The sequence below is a fragment of the Vreelandella sulfidaeris Esulfide1 genome, assembly GCF_054072535.1.
Window position 1 is genome coordinate 3,054,872 of the sequence record NZ_CM133364.1, and the last position, 21,202, is coordinate 3,076,073.

Here is a 21,202-nt window from a genome sequence, read left to right on the forward strand (position 1 = left end):
CTCACGACAGCATGATATTGATGGTTTTGGATTCGGTGTAGCTAAGCAGCTCATCGCGCCCTTCCTCTCGACCTACACCACTGGATTTCATACCGCCGAAGGGCACCCCCAAAAAATGCATGCTCGATCCGTTGATCCAGATATGCCCCGACCGGATCCGTCGCGCCATCTTCAACGCTGCGTTAATGTCATGTGTCCAGACAGCAGCAGTCAGGCCATATTCGGTGCTATTGGCCATGGCAACCGCCTCTTCGAAGTCTCTCCAGCGACCTATCGCCATGACAGGGCCAAACACTTCTTGCTGCCAAAGACGCAGCTCCGGCGTCACGTCGGCGTATACTGTGGGTGCTACCCAATACCCCTTGCGAAACTGTTCCCCTTCTGGCCGCCCACCGCCCAGCATTCGGCGCGCGCCATCCGCATCGGCATTTGCGCAATGTGCCAGGATACGCTGCATGTGCAGCTCGGAGTTGACCGGGCCCACATCGGTCTCGTCGCTCAGTGGATCGCCGATGCGCAGCGCGGCGACGCGTTCTACCACTGCCTTGAGTACGCGATCGTATATATCTTCATGCAAGAGCAGCCGGCTAAGCGACCCGCAGGATTGGCCCTGCCAGGAAAAGTTCATGCCGAACACAGCGGCGTCAGCGATCTTCTCGGGATCACAGTCAGGAAATACAATCATTGGGTTCTTACCGCCCAACTCTAGCGTGATGTGCTTGACCGCAACCTCAGCCGCCGACCGCTGAATAGCACGGCCAGTCTCGGGCGAACCGATGAAAGCAATCCGCTTGATACCCAGATGCCGAACGATAGCGTTGCCAACAACAGCGCCGTCACCGGTTACGATGTTAAATACGCCCGGCGGCAGGGTATCCCGGGCGATCTCGGCAAGCACCATCGCCGATAACGGAGACGTCTCGGGCGGCTTTACTATCACTGCGTTGCCTGCCGCCAGCGCCGCGGCGGTACGTGCGACAGCGAACATGATGGGGTGATTGAAAGGCGCAATCCGCGCCACTACCCCATAAGGCTCGTGCATCGTCAGGTGCAGGTTGTCGGAGGTTGCCGGGATGGTGTCGCCCCGTAGATCGGGAGCAAGCCCGGCGTAGTACCGCAAGCTTTCCACAGCGGATGGTACATCGATCATTCGCATCGGCCGGATCGTGTTGCCTGTGTCGCTGACCTCAATTCTTAGAATCTCTTCCGCACGGGCCGCTATAGCGTCGGCGAAGCGATTCATGGCCGCGGCCCGTTCCATCGGTGTCAATGCCGCCCAGGCGGGCCAAGCTTTTTCTGCCGCCTGGACGGCCCGGTCCACATCTTCTGACGAACCGGCTGGCACCCGTCCAATTGGTTCTTCCGTCGCGGGATTAATGGATGTTATCCATTCGCCGGTAACGCTTTCAACAAGCTCACCCCCAATCAACATACGCTCGGCCTCGCAGATACGCTCCATCTTGTTTTCCTCTTGCGTCTCCTTAGATGCAGACAGTAATGCATGGAAGCGCAGCCCACAGTCAAATATATATATCTAGCTATATATATAGCCACTTCGATATATCTGTGAAAAACAAAAATATGCCTACCTGAATAAGGATGCCGACTCATCGAAAACGTGGCCGAGCATAGCGCTAGAAGCGGGGAGGCCCTAACTATTCGTAATCGTGGAAACGATGAGATCTTGGTTATGTCAAGTATAATTAACTTTAATGAGCATAAGCACAAAGGCTAATTGCTAACGAGACATGACATCACAATAATATTGATCACAATAGTGATCAGTAAATACCGATGAGGCCCGCATGCAATTTCATCTCAATGGATTCCAGACCGGCGACCCGACCATCCACGAGCCTGTTAGTGAGCTCGCCAATGCCGACCAGCTACCCAAGGAGGTCGATGTGTTGATTGTCGGCTGTGGACCGGCCGGCTTGACCTTGGCAGCCCAGCTATCGGCCTTCCCCGAGATTCGCACCCGCATCGTCGAGCAGAAGGATGGCCCGATAAAGCTCGGCCAGGCCGACGGCATCGCTTGTCGCACCATGGAGATGTTCAATGCCTTCGGCTTCGTTGAAAAGGTGATGAAGGAGGCCTGCTGGATCAACGAGACGGTGTTCTGGAAGCCGGATGAAGATAACCGCAAGAACATCATGCGCCACGGTCGCATCCAGGACACCGAAGACGGCCTCTCCGAGTTCCCGCATACGGTGCTCAACCAGGCCCGGATCCATGACTTCTATCTGGAGCTAATGCGCAACTCAGCGAGTCGCCTGAAGCCGAACTACTCGCGCCGCGTGGTCGATGTGGTGGTCGATCCCGCCCAGGCCGATGCGGTCACTCTGGGCGCCGAGGCGTACCCGGTGACGGTTAAGCTTGAGCGTACCGATGATGCTCACAAGGGCAGCGTGGAAACCGTACGGGCCCGCTATGTGGTGGGCTGTGACGGCGCGCGCAGCGCGGTGCGTCAGTCCCTAGGCCGCGCCCTGCAGGGTGATTCCGCCAACCAAGCCTGGGGCGTGATGGATGTGCTGGCGGTCACCGATTTCCCAGACATCCGCATGAAGGCGGCGATCCACTCCGCTAACGAAGGCAATATCCTGATCATCCCGCGAGAGGGCGGCTACCTGACGCGCCTCTACATCGAACTCGACAAGCTCAAGGAAGACGAGCGTGTCGCCAGCCGCAACATTACCTCCAACCAGCTGGTCACCGCAGCGCAGCGGATCCTGCACCCTTACATCCTGGACGTGAAGGAAATCGCCTGGTGGTCGGTATACGATATCGGCCAGCGTCTATGCGACAAGTTCGACGACGTGCCCCTCGAAGAAGTCGGCAGTCGCGCTCCCCACTTGTTCATCGCCGGCGACGCCTGCCACACCCACAGCCCCAAGGCGGGCCAAGGCATGAATGTCTCGATGCGCGACACCTTCAACCTGGGCTGGAAGATAGCCTCGGTGCTGCAGGGCAAGGCCTCACCGGCGCTGCTAGACACCTATACCACCGAGCGTCAGACCGTGGCCAAGGAGCTGATCGACTTCGACCGAACGTTTGCCAAGATGTTCAGCGCCCCGCCCAAGGGCTCACCCGAGGACAAGGGCGACGGCGTAGATCCCAAGGAATTCCAGAAGTATTTCGTCAAGCAGGGGCGCTTCACCGCCGGCACGGCAATCCAGTACTACCCCTCGCTGATCTCCGCCGAGCCGACCCATCAGCATCTTGCCAAGGGCCTGGAGATCGGGATGCGTTTCCACTCCGCGCCGGTGGTTCGCCTCTCCGATGCCAAGCCCATGCACTTAGGCCACACGGTGAAAGCGGATGGCCGCTGGCGGCTGTTCGCCTTCGCCGACGCCAGCGATCCCGCCGCGCCGGAGTCCGGACTCAGCGGCCTGTGCCGGTTCCTGAGCGACTCCCCTGACTCCCCGGTACGCAAGTACACACCGCCAGGGGATGCCGTTGACTCGATATTTGACCTGCGAGCCATCTGCCAGCAGGGTTTCCGCGAGCTCTCCCTGGATGCCTTCCCCCAGCTGCTGTGGCCGCGCAAGGGACGTTACGGACTGCACGACTACGAGAAGGTCTTTTGCCCCGATCTGAAGAACAAGCGGGACATCTTCGACATGCGCGGCATCGACCGGGAGCAAGGCTGTCTGGTGATCGTGCGTCCCGATCAGCACATCGCAAATGTGCTGCCGCTGGAGGCCCATGAAGAGCTGGCGGCTTATTTCGCCCGCTTCATGCTGGAGGCAGGCTGACCTATACTCTGCTGGCGGCAGCCTGCCAGGGGCACCGTTCCCGTCAGGCACCTGCTTCGCCGGTGAAACTGGCTGGCCAGTAGTCCCAGAGCCAGAGCCTAAAAGCCGTGACCCGCAGAGGACCATGGCTTGTGTCTTTCATCCATTTCCTTGAGCAGACCGAGAACATGACCGAATCTCCGCTTTCCCAGGCCAACGCTCTGCCCGGCAACCTGCTTCGGCGCTGCCATCAGATCAGCGTGGCGATCTTCCTGCGCAAGTGCGAGGCCAACAATCTCACCCAGCTGCAGTACATAATCCTCTCCGCCTTGGACGAGATGGGCTCGCTGGACCAGATCACTCTCGGCGGCTTCACGGCGCTCGATCGCAACACCGTAGCGATTGTGGTGAAAAAGCTCGAGGAGCGCGGCTTGGTCGATCGACGCCGCAGCCCCGAGGATCGCCGCTCGATGCTGGTCACCATCACCGAGGCCGGCAAGGCATTGCGCGTAGAGGCCGAGCCCGCCGTGATCCAGGCCCAGGAGGATATCCTCGCCCCGCTGAACGAGGAGGAACGCGAGCAGGTCTGCGGCCTTTTGCAGCGCTTGGCCGATGAAAACAATGCCCTAAGCCGGGTGCCTATCCGCCGCGCCGGTTGACCCGGCGAAACGCCAGGCAACTATCCAAAAAAGCAAAGAGCCAGCGCATTTGAACTGACCCCCAAAAGTTGGACGGTTGGTTTCCCTAACTGACGGCCATGGCCTGAGTCCTGTATTGCACGGGACTCAGGCCTTTTAGTTTCTGCTTGATCCGCTGGTGATTATAGTAATGGATATAGTTGGCAATGCCTCGTTTTAGCTGCTCAATCGTGTCGAACCGGTTCAGGTGGAAGTACTCAGCTTTCAGGGTGCCAAAAAAGCTCTCTATGGCGGCATTGTCCAGACAATTTCCTTTCCTGGACATGCTGCGCAATATTCTTTTCTCCACCATCATGCGGCGGTAGTTAGGATGGCGATAATGCCACCCCTGATCTGAGTGCAGCAGAGGACGGTCACCTGGCTTTAGACGATCGAAGGCACTCGTCAACATGTGTTTGACCAGGCTGAATACCGGTCGTCGCCCGGTTTGAAAGGCGATGATTTCGCCGTTATACAAATCCATGACCGGTGACAGGTAAAGCTTCTGGTCATTGACCTTGAATTCGGTAATGTCCGTCACCCACCTTTGATTAGGTCCTGAAGCCTGAAACCGACGTCGTAGCGTATTGGGGGCCGCGTAGCCTGCGGCCCCTCGATAGGCTCGATATCGCTTAGGGCGAACAAGGGACTTTAAGCCCAGTTGCTGCATTAACCGTTGGGCGGTCTTGTGGTTGATCACCTCGCCTGCCTGCCGTAATACCGTGGTGATACGACGATAGCCATAACGCCCTTTGTGATGATCGTAGATCGTCTGGATGCGCGTCTTAAGAGACGCATACGCATCGTCAGCGCACAGAACCTTGAGCTGGTAGTAGAACGTGCTGCGCGGCAGTTCTGCCGCGCGCAGCAGCAGCGCCAGTGAGTGCTTATGCCTTAATCCTTGGACGGCTTGGGTTTTTTGTCCCGTGTCATCGCCCGTTTCTCCTGGATCAAGGCATCGAGCTTTTTTAAGTAAGCGTTCTCTGCACGTAGATACGCCAACTCTTCGAGCAGTTCCTCTTGGGAGCGCTCTTCATCCGGTGGCAGCGGTGGGGAAGGAGGTTTTCTGATCATCGGGGGCCGTCCTTTGCGCTTCGGCGTTAGTGCACTCGGCCCTCCACTATGATATTGCTGCTCCCATCTGCCAATAGCCCCACGTTCACGGATATCAAACAGGACAGCCGCCTGACGGTGTGACAAACCATCTCGCCACACACTTTCAAGAACCGTTAGCTTGAATGCTGCGCTCCGGTGAGTGTACTTCCTACGCAGGCCCAGCTTGCCATGTTGCTGATAGCTATCCCGCCACTGTCGTACGATGGACTCATCCAGACCATGCTGACGAGCCACTTCTCCTGGGCTGGCGTCCCTGCGTAAACACTGCTGCGCAATCAACAGCTTAAACTTCTCGTCGTACTGCTTACTCATGAAAACACCCCAAGGTTGGATTGAGTGTCCAACTTTTGGGGTGCAGTTCAATTGCGCTGGCTCTTTGTACTGGGTCGAATCGTGTGCTACCGATCAGAGGCCATAGCTTTGGGTAAGAAATGTCTTGTGCTGACGATACGACCTCTCGGTCATCCGCTCCAACAGTCGGTAGGCGCTCAGTCCGATGCGCTTGAGCAGGGGAACGCTGGCTTCGGTGACGGGATGAGAAAACGCTTGAGTTGTCATATCGATTGCAACCTGTCAGGTCGTGGGAAAACTCCATTCTACACACGTTTTAGACTTTAGTCGAACCAGTGTACCTTTGGTCGCAAGCATGCCCGCCAAGCCTCGCCGAGGAGACACTACCGACGAAGAAGCAGATAGGAAGTCCATGTCCACCGTTACCACACCATCCGTGCCTAGGGCATGCCAGGCTCCTGATAAAGACGAGCGAAGCCGCTGGCGTTGCTCACATGGTTAGGGTAGAGCCTTTGTTTCCAGGCGATGGTGTCGTTGACTGAGAAAACCCGATCGATATCTCCATGGGATATCAGCACTTTACGACCTGCTGCCCGAAAATAAGACAGACCGGAGCTTTCTAAGCTAGGCAATAACCCCCGCGCGAGGCGGGGTATAAAGACGAAGAAGCCGCTTATCGAAGCTCAGAAATCGAAGAATACTGTTTCGCCTTCGCCCTGCAGCTTGATGTCGAAGCAGTAACCTACTTTGCCGTCCTCTTCCTCACGCTTGGTGACCAGCGCCTGCGGGCGCGGCCGGTCTGTCCGCGGTCGTCACCGCCGCCTACCATGGCCTGAAGGCCGTAGTTTAACACCGTCAACGGAGACGTCTTCCGCTGGCGCCGCATGTGGTTCGAGTTTGGCGAATATTTCGGCCTCAAGGTGGCGGACTGCCCTCAGACGCCATAGCCGCTGACGCGGAATCGACCTAACGCGAGATTGCCAAGAAGCACGACCTTATAGAGCCGGACGTGGGCAAACTGGCTTCTTAGTAGCACAACGACGCCGATCTAGGTCCCGGTAAGGAGCGTCAACCACGCCACCAAGTCCCGCGCCTTTGGTGTCGATCATCTCCGCGAGACACGCGGCGCTTTTTTGACCTGTTCGATCCCATAACGAGCAGTGGCCTCCTAGCCGAACCGATAATTCGGTGCGGGCCGCCGCCCTGCTCTTCCAGTTATTCCTTGGTGTGGGAGCAGTAAACCCCCTAGCCCATGCAGACATAGCCACTCAGGCCTTCCTACGGCGCAATCAACCACACCATCATGCGTACCACCAGGCGCGGAGTGTAAAACTCGCTGCTTTCTTGCTTCCAGTATAATGACGAAGTCTGAGTACGGCTTGTTTGCCGTCCTTCCGATGCCGGAACACCCGACGGTCGACATGCTGTGCGGGATATTCCTAGCGCTATCGCCATGGATTTTCGGCTTTGCCGATCAGATTTTTCCTCCTCATTTTCACTACGGGATATTTGAGATCACTACCAACCTGATCACCCAGAAAATGCCATCCAACGAGAGTGCCGCTACCCATAAGCCGTAGCCTCTGTAAAACTCATGGAGACTGTCGACGTGCCGCTTGAATGGTCAGTTCCCTGGGCGGGTTTGTATAGGGTGGTTTCGTTACGATCTGGTGGCGCTTACCGCACTGCTGGTTTTGGTGATGCTGGGGCGGGCCGATAGTTGCCGATACTCGCAAAAAATAAAAAATCCTTACATGCCGGAGCCGCCCTGTTGGGCAGCACCGGCGTTGCGTTCCTGAGTTCAAAGATACCCCATCTCCGCAAACGACGTGCACCCATCGCTTCCCACCACGACATGATCAATCACCCGTATATCCATGAGTGTCAGGGCTTCTTTCAGCCGCTCAGTAATGCGCCGGTCGGCATCGCTGGGTTCAGGGTCGCCGCTGGGATGGTTATGAACGAGGATCACAGCGGCGGCGTTGTAAGCCAGTGCAGCCTTCAACACTTCGCGGGGATAGACGCTAGCAGCGTCGATGGTGCCACGAAACAGTTCTTCAAAGCGGATAACCCGATGCTGGCTATCCAGAAACAACACGCTAAATACTTCGTACACGTAGTCTTGAAGCAGTAACTGCAGATGCTCGAATGCCTGCGAGGGCTGGGTGATCTTGCGGCCTTTGGCGAGCTTACGGCGCGCAAAGCGCTTGGCCATGGTGATGATGTCGGTTTCGGTCACCGGCGATGTTACAAGGTAGGTGCCTGCCACTTCCCCGGCTTTCAGTTTGGCGTGTGTCATGGTTGCCTCCAAAAAATAAAAAAATGCCGGGGTGGTGGCCCCGGCATCTATGTCGTTAGATAGCGTGTTGAAGTTTGAGGTATGGGTTCCGTCACGCAGCCATCACTTGGCTTAAGCGACGCTCCATCTCTTCATGAAATGCTTCAACCCGTTCAGCAATGGTGCGAATCATGATGTCGTCACGGTAGGCGCGTTTGATAAACAGCGGCATCCCGGGCCAATAGCTCACAAAGTCGATCCATTCCCGTTCGCTAACCCATAGGCCACCCTGGCATTGGGGTACGTGCTCATCGGGTATTTCTCCATTCAACAGCACTTCGATTTGGAACTTGGGCAGCTTGGTTTTGATTTCTAGCAGACCGTTAGCGTCTACCAGGCTGTCTGGCGAGTAGCCCACCTCGTGATTAAGGATCAGGCCTACTTCATGGGGCTGGGGTTCGCCGGTGGCATCGCAGTAAAGCGCACGTGCCACGCCTTCCAACTCATGACCCCGGCGGGTATGCGCGTTACCTTGAAACGGCTCGGCCAGCTCGCCAGTAATTCGTTCACCGATCAACTGGTGCATGTAGGTAATCGCCCCGGTACCCAATCCACCAGGACCTTTGCCCTTAACCAGCAGTGACTTTAGCTCCGACATGGTGACGCGCCCTAAGCGCGCCGCCAGCCACTCAGGAGAGCCTTGCGGCATAGTGAGTATCTGCATGGATGCCTCCTGTACTCAGATAGGGTTGGTACGCCGTTCACTTAACGGCTCGCTTGGAGAGGGATGCCCGGAGCTTGTCGAAGTCGCTATACGGCACTTGCACAGCTGAGCCGTACTTGCCGCTAAACCACTCCTGGGTCGTCGCGGGGCATTGGCTGATCAGTCGTTGGATTTGGCCTGCCTGGAACGCGGTGACTGTCTTGATACCTACCTTGGTACTCGCGTTGCCATTATCATCCTGGCCGCGTGTGGTGATGTTGAGCAGTGCGGAAAGTACATAGCGCTTGCCGTAGCTGGTAGAGGAACCAAACGCCTGCACGGCATTTTTGTTACCACTCATATCCGCAGGCAATAGCATGCTGGTCTCTTCGCGGTGGCCATCCTTGTGCATCAGCACCCCGGTTACCTGGATCCCTCTCTCCTGTGTCTGAATACGAAAGCTCACTGCAAAGCCATGCTTCTGCATGATCGGTCGCACGGTATCGACGATATCTTCCAACGTGGCGTAGCAACCGTTGTTGGTTTGCCCGCGCTCTTCAATGCTAGGCAGTTCGGTTTGCATCGCTGCCATGGCAGCGCTATAAGCCATCATGGCCTGACGGTCCAACACACGTTCCTGCATCTGCAGCAGGCGCTCCATTTTGTCGATATCGACGTCAGGATTAAGAGCAGCACGCTCGATTACCTGGATGATCGCAGTGCTTTCTGCGGTAGAGGACGACTCAACGGGGGATGCTGGTACAGCGGTGACGGCGGCGGCTTTGGTAGTGGTTTGGGCCGTTATCGGACGGGAAGAAGAATTTACCACATTAGATGATCGTGCCATGGGGCACCCCCATTGAAACAAGAAATGGTGGTGATGCCGTGTCGTCAGGCATCGTTATGGAGTGAGAGCGGTATTACTCCGCTAAATGCTGGGCTAGCTCATTGGCTTTAATAGGCACTAGCCGTACCTCTGTTCGATAAAACGTGCCTTGAGCGCATACCACGGTGTCAGCGCGATGGGTATGGTTGGCTATTAGCTCCTCGGTCAGGCGCGTTAAAGCAACTTCAATGGCATGGGAAATAAACGTCATGGCAGTACCTCGCGGCATAAGCCCCACAGCAAAACGCCCAGCTTTTGAGGGGCTGGGCGTTTATGCCGGGAGATGGTGAATATCATTGGTTTGGAAAATCGCAGTAAGGGGTAGAACGACGCCCTACCGATAGATTGGTTAAGACACTAGCGCTAATGCGGCATCCAGTGCTTCTTGCTTGAGCTGGGCGCCCTGGCCGAACCACGCTGAATCTATACGGGTGTCGTTGCTGCGTGCCCGTTTGTCGTGATCCACGTACTCGGTCACGGCATTAAGCAGGCCCCAGGCGGTGTCTTTGGCGGTAATCAAGTGAGAACCTCGGCCTTCACCGTGGTAGAGCTTCTGCACCTTATTGAGGGCCCGGTAGTTGGGCAGTTTAGAGGGATCGTCTATCGGCTTCTCGGCTCCGCAAATCACCGACTGGAAATAGTGCTGCGCTTCTTGGTGATCGATCTTGCGTTCTGCCAATGCCTTCATGCGATACATAAAGTCGTTCCACTGGGAAACAGAAATCCCCAGCTGGCTCTTCACCGCACGAGGATCGAACTCCGAGCGATGCGGCACCTTAACCGCTTGCGAGATGCCATCTACGGCAATCTGCAGCGTGTTATTACATACCACCCTTACCGTCGTAGGTGTGGCCATCGTCGCCAAGGTGCCGTCACACGAGGTCGCCAGTAGTAGGTAGTCGTTGACCTCATCCTGGCCTTTCAGCGAGGTACTTAAGCCACTGCGTGCCAAAGCCCAAAACTTACGACCGCCTTTCAGTACCCCAGCGGTTTCCAGCTCATACCCCGCGTATTCGGTGAGGTCCCGGTAGAATTCCAGTATCTCTTCGGGCTGAACCACCTTATAGCGCTGGGACACCACCGATAGCGGTACCTTCGTATCCGAGCGATAGAGCACCTTTTGTTCGGGGAATGAGTGAATGCTGCCCAGGTGGCTGGCACCTTCGGCAATAAAGCGTACCGGGGCTTCTTCAATGTGCCAGTTCATACCGGCCTGTTGCTGCCAGACTTCCAGCGGTTGATGACGAGAAAGTTGCTGCCCCAGGCCATGCCAAGGGGTATCGCCAACGTAAGCCATTTGTTCAACGAGATGAGCCATTACAAACTCCTTTAGAATTTTCAACGTGAATGAGCGCGCACGGCATAGCGGCCCGCCCTGAGTAAGGCGGGCAAGCGAATGCTTGTAGAGGTAGTCGTCGTATTAAGCGGCAGAGAAGTCCGCTGCAAGGGGGTTATTCAGCGTGGGGACGAAAGGTGCATTCACAGGCACAGCAGGCGTAGTTATCGAGCATTTTCTGATCAAGTTCATGCCCTAGCTTGGCACCGGCAACACCCAAGGTCGTGCCGCCTAATAACCCACCAAATACGGCACCGGACAGGCTGCCAATGGTAATGCCTGCCGGGCCAACCATTGCGCCGACCAACGCACCTGCTTTGGCACCACTAAGGGCGCCGGCTGCCCCAGAGGCAGCACCAGCAGCAGCTCCAGTGGCACCGCCGACCTTTCTTCCCAGGTTGCGAGATATAACATTTGGGGAACCGCACTTTGGACAGTGGGGTGTCATGAGGATCTTCCTCCATTAGCAGTGAAATGGATGCTGGCTAAGCCATCCCTGATAGCTTCATGGAGGTAGTATGTGGCTAAGATTTCTTTAAAACGAATTGGTAAGTAGCGAGGTTGAGGTATTTTTTTACATTACTGAGCCATGTCATGCAGCGATCAGCGATTACCTTGAACGCTTCGTATTGGTTCGTCTCTGGTCCGGAATTACTTGATAAATTTTGTTATAACAATTTAGTAGTGATATTCGATGGTTTTTGATGAAAAAGATAGGTACACACTGCGTAGGACAAACGCCATTTATACGGTATTAGTATTATGGGGTTTAAAATACACTTATATAACGACGTTTAAGACGTCGTACATAGCCTTAACAGCAGCAGCAAAACGAGCCTCTTGTGCGCCTAACAAACACCTCTAATAGAACTCCAGCGTTATCCCTACATAAGGGATAAATTCTATCGTCCTATTAAGAACATTCACGTTATTAGGAATATAGAAATCGCCTTTTTAATGCTAAAAGCATTACTAACCACAACCCGAAATATCAAACGCTGCTAATAGCACAAACTCTTAAGCGAGAATAACACACATGATTTCTACTCAACGACTACGTCATCAAGACAATGATAAACTTTGTTTACATTACGATAATTATTACGAAGGCTTTGAAGTTCAACAAAAACTTGAGTATGGCCCTCTCGTGAAGAACTACTTAAAAGCGACAGTAAATGAAATCATAGCAGCGGTAAACAGTCAGCAGCGTATTTTAATCTTTCGCGCTGACTTACATTTTCCACAGTGGATGCTACCCTCTGGGATGCATCAGAACAATGAAGTTTTGAGCACATTCTTTCGTTACTTTAAATACGAGATCAAAAAATCTAGCAGCCCTTACCTTCCTTTTCTTCGCTACGTCTGGGCCAGGGAGCAGGACACCAGTAATAAGCCTCACTATCACTTAATTATCATGCTCAATTACAATGTCTTTAATGGCCTCGGGATGATACAGCCTAATGGCTTTGGTGAGTATCTGCGGGATAACCTTTACCACCGCATGATGCGTTCTTGGTACAAAGCAATGGGCTTTTCCAATACAGACTCCTTAGGGCAGTTGATCCACATTGGCGAGCATCCCATTACAGAAGAGTTATGGGTTGCAACATTAGGCTTGAATGATTGGATGGGCCTGAACGACGCGGTTTATAACGCCAGTTATCTCTGCAAGCAATACACGAAACGTTTTGGTGAGGGCATCCAAGTGTTTAACACGTCACAAGACAGATAACGTAATAAAACCAATATTTTGTTTGCCAATAGTATAGAACCTTCCGTCCTTAACGGATAAACCCCACTTAATCCGCCCTCCGACGACAAACGCCGGATTCCTTCTTTACTCAGCAACATGGCCTGCCCTTCAAGGAACAGGCCTTTTTCGTTGAACCATTAGGAGCACCACGATGTTTAACTTCCCTTTTCAACAAGATACACCGCAGCAAGCGCCACAGGCGTCCTCAGAGACGCGCCATACGACATCCGCCCCATTGCCTTGGAAAACCGCTGCATCGCCTCAGGACGACGCCGAAAAGCGACTGGCAGCCATGGAGCAGGACGAGCCCAAGCGTCGATTGATTCGGGATGCCAAGGCGCTGTGCAAGCTCCGCAAGATCACCCAGGCAACGATGGCCGAAGAGATTGGGATACCGAGGCGCACCCTGGAGGAATGGCTGCAATTTCGCCGGATGCCAAAAGCACCCGGTGTGACGTTGATTCGCCGCTGGGTAGCCAACTACAAACAAAAAAACTAATTACCTGTTTTAAAAAAACTGCTATTTTCTCGATTAATTGAGGTTATCGAGCATTTTTTTGTAGTTAATATATTTTTTTAGGCATTCACATGACACAAACGGACGTTGTCGAACCACTTGCACTACCCAGCCTGCGGGATGAGTGGCCACGCCTTGCCGATACCTCACGGTTACAAGCCATGGTCGATTCGGTGGCAATGGAGGTTGAGGTGGCACCAGAGATGGTGCTCACGGCAGCTCTAGGCGCCTTGTCTGTTGCTTGCCAGGCAGGGTACGTCGTCAAGATGCCGGGGAGGAAGGTGGAGCATCCCGTTTCACTGATGCTGTTGACCGTAGCCAATTCCGGGGAGCGCAAGACCGCAGTCGAAAACAAGGTCTTCTCAAGCATTCGTTCCTTTCAGAAGGAACAGGAGGCCATCAACCAAAAACACATCCGTCAACACGACTATGCACTGGAGATCTGGAAGCACAAGAAGAGCGCCCTTATCTCGACGCTCAAGCGTGCCGTGAAGGAAGATGATGAACAGGCGCTTGAAACGGCGGAGCAAAAACTAGATGCATTAGAAATGGAAAAACCCGAACCGCCCGCGACTATCAATCTGCTGTATGAAGACACGACACCGCAAGCACTGGTCAAAGCAATGTATGACAACCTTCCAGTAGCGTGCGTGATTTCAAGCGAAGCGGACGGCATCCTGAACGGCTTTGCCATGCAGAACAACACACCCCTCAACTCTTTATGGAGCGGCAGCGATGTTACGGTTCATCGCACGACACGGGAGAGCTTCACCTTGAGCGAGGGCCGACTCACGATGGCATTGATGACCCAGGAAAGCTCTGTTGATCATTACATGGAAAAAAGAGGAAAACGCGCCAGAGGATCCGGTCTCTTAGCTCGCTTCCTGCCTGTGTACGCAACCTCGACCATCGGCACACGTGAAGGCAATAACAACAAAGAAGACGATAACGATAGATACTTATCTAATTTTTATGAACGCATTTCAAAGTTACTGCGTACAACATTGAAAAGTACGAATGGAAAACTAAGCGATCCGACCGTTCTGACCTTTACTCCCATTGCACAAAAGAACTGGGAAAACACCTATCAAATCATAGAGAGCCAATGTCTTCCTGGTGGCGTTTATGAAAATGCATTCGATCATGCCAGCAAGCTGCTCGACAACATAGATCGTATCGCTGCCTTAATTCATCTCTGCGAACGCAAGGATGATGACGACAATGAAATCGATGAAGGCACCTTCCTTTTCGCGTGTGAAATAGGCATGAGGTACACATTACATTTTCTTACCTACTTTAGTGTACCTACCAAAATCCAGATGGATGCCGAAAAGATTTATAACAAGTTATTTGCCAAACTCGGACACTCAAAGGAACTATTCGGCTTGAGCTATGTAAGTCAACACACTCACCTTACCGTCAAGGAAATAAAGCAAGCATTACCCTTGCTAGAAAAAGAAGGCTCTGTCGCACTTTACGGCTCAAATCGCTACCAATTCTTTCCTAACCCAAACCCGAATGATCGAATGGGTCTTGGTGGCGGGGTGGCACGACGCACCCAAAAAGCGTTAGATAATCGTCACATGAAATGATCTTATCAGCATCTATCACAACACAAGTCTGATTACTGAGAGATTGTTGAATCCGTTAAGCTAATAGCTATAAAGAAACCACAGGGAAGACACCATGACCAATCCCATCACCCAATAGGGACAGCTCAAGAAACAACAACAGCTCATCGCCGAAGAACTTGCAGCGCTGGAACAGGATGACGCCTTCAAGAAGGATATGGCGTGCAAGGAGGCGATAGAAAAAGTTCTGGAAGAGCATGGAAAGACAATCGATGACTTGCCCCGATTATTCCCGCAGACCGAAGCTGCGAAAGCCTTGTTCAACGAGCCATCGAAGGGGCAGGAAGCGACGACAACATAGCGGTTAGAAAGTCTAATGCGGCCATTAGGCCGCATTCATATCGTTAGGATAGAGGTATAGCGGGCTATTGTGTGCCTGAACGGCGTACTTCTACCCATGGATCTTTGCTGACGTGTTCGGCTTGGTCGAGCTGACGCTGCAGAAGCTCGGCCATAGATTCCCAGTTGAACTTGGATCTAGCCACGTCCAGTAGGGGATAGTCGCCATCCGGGGTAGAAACATCCCAAACAACGACCGAATGAATGAACCGGCGCAACCACATAAAATCAGGATTTTCAGGGATATTCGGGCAATTCGTCTGTAAATCTGCGCGCAATAAATAATGCGCATGATCCGCAGCAAGCTCGTCAAGCGTTGGCCACTTTTTGCTACAGACAAAATGGTTACTCAATGCAGCCTCCCGAAACGCATGCACTTCTGGCAAAACAGGCCACGCTATTTCCCATGCTTGGGCACGAGATTGAGTCTCCCACCACTTTCTGAAATCTTGATTCATCTGACTATTAAGGTGGTAGAAAGCCGCTTGCAACGCCTCGCAGTGGCGAATCATGTCACGTACCTGCGCGGGTCGCACTTGGGTCTTATGGCTGACGGGGGCATTGTAAATATTCATGGTCGTTAGAATGCCTATTAGCTGTTTTGCTGAACGTAGACAACCAACTTCTGTAAGCCACAGAGCAAATGTGATTTCAGCAAATCGGTGATATTTTGGGAGGCATGGATACCTAGAATACCTAAAAGATTAGTAGTTTAACTCAAAATGGATGGCCTCCGCCTACCGTGAAGCTAATAGGTAGCTAGGTCACGGCATAGAAAGCCGCAAAAAGCGGCTTAGACAGTGATTCAGGGTGTTATGTGATAAGCACACTACGCGCAGTATTGGAAAAGCAGGCTTTAACGCTCAGCACTACCGACCGGCAGCAGCTGTTGAGCTAATTCGCTCACTGTTTGTAAAGCTTCATTCCAGTTCGCGGGCTCATCATGATAAACCAGCGGGCCGATAAAGCGCTCGTATCGATCCTGATGGATCGGATGGGTCTGTAAGCATCCCAGGCCATATCGCAGTTCATCTGCTGGGCTAGCGACAAATTGCGCATGTTGGTTGCCAAACTGAGCTACGTCCGTCTGTATTACTGCCTGTACTAGCGTGCGTAATGCGGCCATGTCATATCCGCCGGATGTCGCCATGTGAAGATCGTAGACGTGCCTTACCAGCGTTTCATCGTCTTTTCGGGAAGGATCACGATTCACGTGAGCTGTGCGACGCAGTAATGCCACCAGCTTCTCGCTGATCGTGGCAGGTAGGCTAACCACTGGAAAGGAAGCTACCTCTGGGGGTAAATTAAGAGCCTCGGCATACAAGGAGCTGACAGAGCAAACCACGGCGGGCTCATAAAGTTCTGATGCTGTGACATCTAGCTTCAAGTCAGGTCGAAGCGCAGAAATGCTATCCTGGGTTCGGGGATAGCGAACGGTAAACTCCGCATACCGGTACTCGTTACGCTTGACGATACCACCATCGGGATCAAGCTCTAGAATCTGAGAACGGCTGATGATTGTTTCTATTTCGGTCAGTACCGCTTTTCGTGCTGACTTCATCGCCGTTCGAGACATGCCTATTGCTACCCCATCGCGGGGAACAAGCTTGATATCGATATCCTCGGACATACGGAAAAGCTTGTGGTGGGCTTTTGCCAGGCTGGTACCGCCTGCGAATACCAGCTCAAACGTTTCCGAATGCAACTCAGAAAGCAGACTCAATAACTGGACGGCATAAACATCCTTTTCCACGATAGCAGGGCTATCAATGCCCAGCGCATCCGCCACATCGGGAAACAACCCCGGATCGATGTTCATGCAGAAGCACGCTCAATACCCAAGCGATATTTCCCGTAGGCAATCTGGCGATGAAACGGGCCTTTGACTCTGACCATCACTCGCGCCGGAATTTGTGTGCGGCCCGCCTGATAAGCCTTTTCTGCACTGGCTGGCTCCCACTGCACCCCTAGGCGATTCAATGCCTCTTTGGCGGCTTGATCAAAGCCACCAGGCGCCGCAATCATTGGTTTACCCGTGATACGGTTTGGGCGCGCTTTAGCGTATAGCCCCTTACCAATACGTACTAATCTTCCCTGCGCTTCTAATTGCCGAAGCACACGGCCAACTTGGTCATAACCACCCAGTGCAGCGAAATCATCACGTAGAAATACCATTCGCCGACTCTTGCGAATTTTGTCACGAATGCGTGACTCAAGCGTTTGAGTAGTCATGTAACGCCTCCAGTAGCTGGACAATGACGATGATTACTCTATACCTTCAGACTGATAAATACAAAAACACGACACTATGAAATAATAAAATTTATTTTTATTTAAAATAAACAGATATTTAACAGTTAAAATAAAAAATACAACCGCCGCAAAGCTCTCCACGTACCGTCTCTATTCCGAGCCGCCCAAAAACAATCTCAGCATGTAAGAAGCGAAATATTCTTTTCCTAATTAACGTTCCACACCACCACCGTATGGGCGAAGCCTCGCATCCACAGGAAACCGACATCCGCTGGCACCAGGAGACCCTGCATTCAGTAGTTCTTTCCTAAACTGGTGTGCGTTCCATTGAATCTCATCGAAAGCCTCTCAATTGCCATGAACGAAGTGGTTATTGAGCGCAGTTTTCTTGAACACCTTTACTTCTGGCTGCTTCGGCCACTAATTCACCACTACTTACCAGTTTGGATACTTACTAACATCAAGAAAATACCGAGGGTTCTATTGGTTGTCATAGAGGCCAGACGATCGAACGTATGCTGCAAGGTTAACAACATCAAATCATGTCACGCACTTGCGCAGGAAGAATATGGGTCGAATAACTGGCGGGGAGAAATAAAATTTTCGTAGATTACAGGATGCCCTATTCCTTCGCTTGCTGCTCTGTCGTCATCCAGCGGAAGCAGGTTTCTGATATCAGCTCTGGGACTTGACCGCAAATCTGGCTATTGGCATGGACGAAGGACTGAAAAATCAATACATTTGCGTATTGAGAAAATCACCACATAGATAGGCAGCCCTGCATGAGTACAGCAATAACGATCGGAGAGAGGCTACGCCAGCTCATGGAAGAGCAGGGCATTGGTGAAAATGAGTTGGCTAGGCGCTCCAAGGTGCCACAGCCAACCATACATCGCATACTCAAGGGTGTAAGCAACTCTCCAAGAATTAATAACTTAGAGAAGCTAGCAGCCTCGTTAGGGACTACTGCTAGTTTTCTTGCCCATGGCGACGGAAGCCAAGGTGTCGTTGGGTTGCCGAACAGGGGAATACCGTGGATGGGGATAGGAGCAGGAGTAGGAGCAGCAACTGCTTCAGCCGTATCTGCACGACCCGATAGAGCGGCCCCTCCCCCGCGCTTTTGGTCGTACCCAATTCTCACCTGGTCCGAAGTTATGCAAGCTAATCGGCTGGATGCACGTGCACCCGGCGAGAAAAATCAATTTGAATCATGTGACTACTTAAAGATCGGAGTGGCTTTCTGGCTCAAGATGTGTGGTGATGCCATGGCTGCGCCGATCGGGGCCTCTCCTAGCCTGCCTGCGGGGACGCTTGTGCTATTAGACACAGGTCTACAGGCGGTGCCCGGAAAGCTGGTCCTTGTCGAACTCCCTGACAGCCCGACGCCAACGCTCCGCATGTTGATAGAAGAGAGTGGTCGGCGCTACTTGAAACCACTTAACCCAGCCTACCCACTGATTTCATTAGACGATAACTGTCACATATTGGCGGTAGCTATCGAAGCTAGAATGAAGTTGTAACTTCCCTCACCCCTATCTCAGGTCCTCCACAAGCTAGGCTCGCCCTCTTTAATACGAAAACGAATTGACTATCTAATGCGTTTTAGTATTATAACCTCATGACCAGCTCCATGAGGCAACAGAGGTTTCCCATGTCAAACAAATTGCTAAAACCAGAAGACGTAGCAGAAAAACTAGGAATGAGCCTCAGCTGGGTCTACAGCAAAAAACACAACATCGGGTTCATCCAGTTTGGCAAAGCCGTTCGCTTTGAGCATGAGGCCGTTGAGGAGTACGCTAGAGGATGCAGGCGCGATCCTCAGTTAAAAGGGGATCGAAAATGGGATACACCGTTTCAAAAAGAAAGGACCGTGAAACGTGGATTGTCCGCGCAAGGGTCAACGGCCAGCGCACTCAAAGAACTTTTCGCACAGAAGGAGAGGCAAGGCAGTATGCACTAAAGGCAGAAGCCCAACGCCAAGAAGATGAGTTCAATGGTGTTATGGGCCGCAAGCCCAAATACACTTTTTCAGAGGGATTGCAGCGGATGGTAAGCGAATACGACGTTCGCTCCCAGAAGCAGCACATACTACTGGTCGCTAGATGGATGGATGAGCATGCCCCAGGTATCATTATTGGCCAGGAACTACTGGATGCCACACGAAGGATGCAGAAGGCTCTTAAAGAGAAGGGGTTGGCGCAGTCAACCATTAACAACCGGATTCAGGTCGTTAAGCGAGTGCTGTCGCTGTCGTATCGCGAATGGGACTGGATCGACTTACCGCTCGACGGAAAGCTACGTAAGCCCTCGCCTAAAAATGAACGCCATGTTTATCTTTCCGAATTGGAGCTTGCTGAGTTACTAGAAGCCGTACCCGAGCGGTATCAGGTCGAACGGAAGGTGATTTTGTTAGCCATGCTGACAGGGATGAGGCGCGGAGAGCTGATGGCACTGGAGCCGAGAAATGTCTACAACGGTCGAATCGTGCTCAAACCAAACCAGACGAAAAACGGTAAACCCAGGGTCATTCCGCTGTCTGAAGAAGCAATACCGCTGCTTGAAAGCTTACCGTTTGCAACAACGGGAGATCGAGTCAGGGGAGCGTTCGAAAGAGCTCGAGAAGCCATTGGGCGTCCAGACATCCGTTTTCACGATATGCGCCACTGCTACGCTTCATTGCTCGCCAGCAAGGGGGAGTCACTAACGAGTATCAGGGATTTGCTGGGGCATTCATCGCTGACAGTGACCAGCCGGTATGCTCACGCTGATCCGACACGATGGGATAGTGTTATTGCCAAATTGCCGCGCATCGGCAACCAAATGGCAACCAAACACTGACAAAAAGAAGCTCTAGTCTCTGTAACCAATTGATTTAATTGGTGGGCCCAGTAGGACTTGAACCTACGACCAAGGGATTATGAGTCCCCTGCTCTAACCAACTGAGCTATAGGCCCGAAAAGCGTGCATATAATAGCGAATGTGGCAGTGTGAGGCTAGCCCCATCGCGCTATCTTAATGTCATTGTGGCACTTTTTTCGGCACTTATTGCATGCCTTGAGGTCTGGTGGGTAGCTCTTGGTTTGTTGAATCGTTCTTTATGCGGAGACTCGCTGTGAAAGCATTGATTGCTCTATTGCCCTTATTGTTGGCGCTGCCCGTACACGCTGACTGGCAGCTTGACCCGGCCCAATCCCAGGTACAGGCGTCGATTACCCAATTAAACGGCGAGGCGCCGCAAACACACCACCATCAAGTGCGTGACCTGCAAGGTGACATTTCCAGCGATGGCACCCTTCGCCTACCGCTAAAACTCAGCCAAACCGATGTGCTTGAGCGCTTTGGCGAGCTGCCGCCGTGGGTAGGGATGTTGGCGAACACCACCTTAGTGACGCTGGTGGCGCAAATGCCGCCTGAGCGTTTGGACGGCTTGGACATGGGTGAATCGCTTGTAGAAACACTGACCTTTAGCGTTCAGTCAGACATGATTAACCAACAGGAAACCGTACCGTTGCGGTTTACCCGTGAAGGATTGAATGAAATACGCGTGACCCATGCCGAGCCAATGGCGATGGATGGCAGAGTTCTAATGGCGAACAGCACGGTGCGCACCGTGCTATCGTTGTTGGGCTATCAGGAGATTGATGAGCATGTACCTGTCACCCTCAATGCGCTGTTAGTTAATCGGTAG

Annotated in this window: 22 protein-coding genes, 1 tRNA gene and 1 pseudogene; 11 read left to right on the forward strand and 13 right to left on the reverse strand. The window is 52.9% G+C overall.

All coding sequences use genetic code 11. The annotated features are described in order from the left end of the window. Nucleotide 1 precedes the first annotated feature (1 nt). Nucleotides 2-1,459, reverse strand: a complete 1,458-nt coding sequence (locus ACW44H_RS14290) for an aldehyde dehydrogenase family protein (RefSeq protein ID WP_174788272.1) — start codon at nucleotides 1,457-1,459, stop codon at nucleotides 2-4. A gap of 346 nt (nucleotides 1,460-1,805) precedes the next feature. On the opposite strand from ACW44H_RS14290, the gene ACW44H_RS14295 reads away from it, so the two are divergent. Beyond that, a complete protein-coding gene (locus ACW44H_RS14295; RefSeq protein ID WP_174788273.1) occupies nucleotides 1,806-3,755 on the forward strand; it encodes an FAD-binding monooxygenase in 1,950 nt (649 codons plus the stop codon). A 131-nt stretch (nucleotides 3,756-3,886) separates the two neighbouring features. Further along, nucleotides 3,887-4,393 (forward strand): MarR family winged helix-turn-helix transcriptional regulator, encoded by a 507-nt coding sequence (locus ACW44H_RS14300; RefSeq protein ID WP_230803594.1) that lies wholly within the window; start codon nucleotides 3,887-3,889, stop codon nucleotides 4,391-4,393. Nucleotides 4,394-4,478: 85 nt separating this feature from the next. On the opposite strand, the gene ACW44H_RS14305 is transcribed toward ACW44H_RS14300, so the two are convergent. Then, a protein-coding gene (locus tag ACW44H_RS14305) for an IS3 family transposase (RefSeq protein ID WP_457505188.1) occupies nucleotides 4,479-5,839 on the reverse strand; the annotation gives its coding sequence in 2 pieces (ribosomal slippage) (nucleotides 4,479-5,383 and nucleotides 5,383-5,839; 1,362 coding nt in all). A 1,337-nt stretch (nucleotides 5,840-7,176) separates the two neighbouring features. On the opposite strand from ACW44H_RS14305, the gene ACW44H_RS14310 reads away from it, so the two are divergent. Next, complete coding sequence (locus tag ACW44H_RS14310) at nucleotides 7,177-7,398, forward strand: SPW repeat protein (RefSeq protein WP_230803597.1); 222 nt, start codon at nucleotides 7,177-7,179, stop codon at nucleotides 7,396-7,398. A 221-nt stretch (nucleotides 7,399-7,619) separates the two neighbouring features. Here ACW44H_RS14310 and radC read toward each other — a convergent pair whose 3' ends face one another. From radC to ACW44H_RS14340, 6 genes are all read right to left on the reverse strand, one after another. Further along, nucleotides 7,620-8,117, reverse strand: coding sequence for a RadC family protein (radC, locus tag ACW44H_RS14315; RefSeq protein WP_281662343.1), 498 nt, complete (start codon nucleotides 8,115-8,117; stop codon nucleotides 7,620-7,622). Between the two features lie 91 nt (nucleotides 8,118-8,208). Further along, a complete protein-coding gene (locus tag ACW44H_RS14320) occupies nucleotides 8,209-8,820 on the reverse strand; it encodes a lambda exonuclease family protein (protein ID WP_281662344.1) in 612 nt (203 codons plus the stop codon). Between the two features lie 37 nt (nucleotides 8,821-8,857). Next, on the reverse strand, nucleotides 8,858-9,646 hold the full coding sequence (locus ACW44H_RS14325; protein WP_457505191.1) for an ERF family protein: 789 nt from the start codon (nucleotides 9,644-9,646) through the stop codon (nucleotides 8,858-8,860). A gap of 73 nt (nucleotides 9,647-9,719) precedes the next feature. After that, nucleotides 9,720-9,896 (reverse strand): hypothetical protein, encoded by a 177-nt coding sequence (locus ACW44H_RS14330; RefSeq protein ID WP_457505193.1) that lies wholly within the window; start codon nucleotides 9,894-9,896, stop codon nucleotides 9,720-9,722. A gap of 138 nt (nucleotides 9,897-10,034) precedes the next feature. Further along, on the reverse strand, nucleotides 10,035-11,003 hold the full coding sequence (locus ACW44H_RS14335; RefSeq protein ID WP_457505195.1) for a DUF932 domain-containing protein: 969 nt from the start codon (nucleotides 11,001-11,003) through the stop codon (nucleotides 10,035-10,037). 133 nt (nucleotides 11,004-11,136) lie between these two features. Continuing rightward, nucleotides 11,137-11,469, reverse strand: a complete 333-nt coding sequence (locus ACW44H_RS14340) for a hypothetical protein (protein ID WP_457505196.1) — start codon at nucleotides 11,467-11,469, stop codon at nucleotides 11,137-11,139. A 588-nt stretch (nucleotides 11,470-12,057) separates the two neighbouring features. On the opposite strand from ACW44H_RS14340, the gene ACW44H_RS14345 reads away from it, so the two are divergent. The 3 genes from ACW44H_RS14345 (at nucleotide 12,058) to ACW44H_RS14355 (ending at nucleotide 14,883) form a co-directional block, all read left to right on the forward strand. Then, nucleotides 12,058-12,753 carry a YagK/YfjJ domain-containing protein gene (locus tag ACW44H_RS14345; protein WP_457505197.1) on the forward strand — a complete coding sequence of 232 codons (696 nt, stop codon included), beginning with the start codon at nucleotides 12,058-12,060 and terminating at the stop codon, nucleotides 12,751-12,753. Between the two features lie 172 nt (nucleotides 12,754-12,925). After that, nucleotides 12,926-13,273, forward strand: coding sequence for a helix-turn-helix domain-containing protein (locus tag ACW44H_RS14350; RefSeq protein ID WP_444673368.1), 348 nt, complete (start codon nucleotides 12,926-12,928; stop codon nucleotides 13,271-13,273). A gap of 89 nt (nucleotides 13,274-13,362) precedes the next feature. After that, the gene (locus ACW44H_RS14355; protein ID WP_457505199.1) at nucleotides 13,363-14,883 is read left to right on the forward strand and encodes a YfjI family protein; all 1,521 of its coding nucleotides are present in this window, start codon (nucleotides 13,363-13,365) and stop codon (nucleotides 14,881-14,883) included. A gap of 67 nt (nucleotides 14,884-14,950) precedes the next feature. On the opposite strand, the gene ACW44H_RS14360 is transcribed toward ACW44H_RS14355, so the two are convergent. The 4 genes from ACW44H_RS14360 to ACW44H_RS14375 form a co-directional block, all read right to left on the reverse strand. Further along, complete coding sequence (locus ACW44H_RS14360) at nucleotides 14,951-15,121, reverse strand: hypothetical protein (RefSeq protein ID WP_414127478.1); 171 nt, start codon at nucleotides 15,119-15,121, stop codon at nucleotides 14,951-14,953. 166 nt (nucleotides 15,122-15,287) lie between these two features. Beyond that, a complete protein-coding gene (locus ACW44H_RS14365; RefSeq protein WP_457505200.1) occupies nucleotides 15,288-15,836 on the reverse strand; it encodes a hypothetical protein in 549 nt (182 codons plus the stop codon). Between the two features lie 281 nt (nucleotides 15,837-16,117). Then, the gene (locus tag ACW44H_RS14370; protein ID WP_457505201.1) at nucleotides 16,118-17,080 is read right to left on the reverse strand and encodes a nucleotidyl transferase AbiEii/AbiGii toxin family protein; all 963 of its coding nucleotides are present in this window, start codon (nucleotides 17,078-17,080) and stop codon (nucleotides 16,118-16,120) included. Continuing rightward, a complete protein-coding gene (locus ACW44H_RS14375; RefSeq protein WP_290698570.1) occupies nucleotides 17,077-17,493 on the reverse strand; it encodes a DUF6088 family protein in 417 nt (138 codons plus the stop codon). The genes ACW44H_RS14370 and ACW44H_RS14375 overlap by 4 nt, the downstream gene beginning before the upstream one ends. 845 nt (nucleotides 17,494-18,338) lie before the next feature. On the opposite strand from ACW44H_RS14375, the pseudogene ACW44H_RS14380 reads away from it, so the two are divergent. The 4 genes and pseudogenes from ACW44H_RS14380 to ACW44H_RS14395 form a co-directional block, all read left to right on the forward strand. Next, nucleotides 18,339-18,431 (forward strand): annotated as a pseudogene (locus ACW44H_RS14380) (hypothetical protein); the annotation flags it as partial. A gap of 237 nt (nucleotides 18,432-18,668) precedes the next feature. Further along, on the forward strand, nucleotides 18,669-19,034 hold the full coding sequence (locus ACW44H_RS14385) for a S24 family peptidase (protein ID WP_457509043.1): 366 nt from the start codon (nucleotides 18,669-18,671) through the stop codon (nucleotides 19,032-19,034). 131 nt (nucleotides 19,035-19,165) lie between these two features. Next, nucleotides 19,166-19,474, forward strand: coding sequence for a helix-turn-helix domain-containing protein (locus ACW44H_RS14390; protein ID WP_180091394.1), 309 nt, complete (start codon nucleotides 19,166-19,168; stop codon nucleotides 19,472-19,474). Between the two features lie 86 nt (nucleotides 19,475-19,560). Then, nucleotides 19,561-20,352 carry a tyrosine-type recombinase/integrase gene (locus tag ACW44H_RS14395; RefSeq protein WP_457505202.1) on the forward strand — a complete coding sequence of 264 codons (792 nt, stop codon included), beginning with the start codon at nucleotides 19,561-19,563 and terminating at the stop codon, nucleotides 20,350-20,352. Between the two features lie 39 nt (nucleotides 20,353-20,391). Here the strand turns inward: ACW44H_RS14395 and ACW44H_RS14400 are convergent. Beyond that, nucleotides 20,392-20,468 (reverse strand) — tRNA-Ile (locus ACW44H_RS14400). 143 nt (nucleotides 20,469-20,611) lie between these two features. On the opposite strand from ACW44H_RS14400, the gene ACW44H_RS14405 reads away from it, so the two are divergent. Next, complete coding sequence (locus ACW44H_RS14405; RefSeq protein WP_457505203.1) at nucleotides 20,612-21,202, forward strand: hypothetical protein; 591 nt, start codon at nucleotides 20,612-20,614, stop codon at nucleotides 21,200-21,202.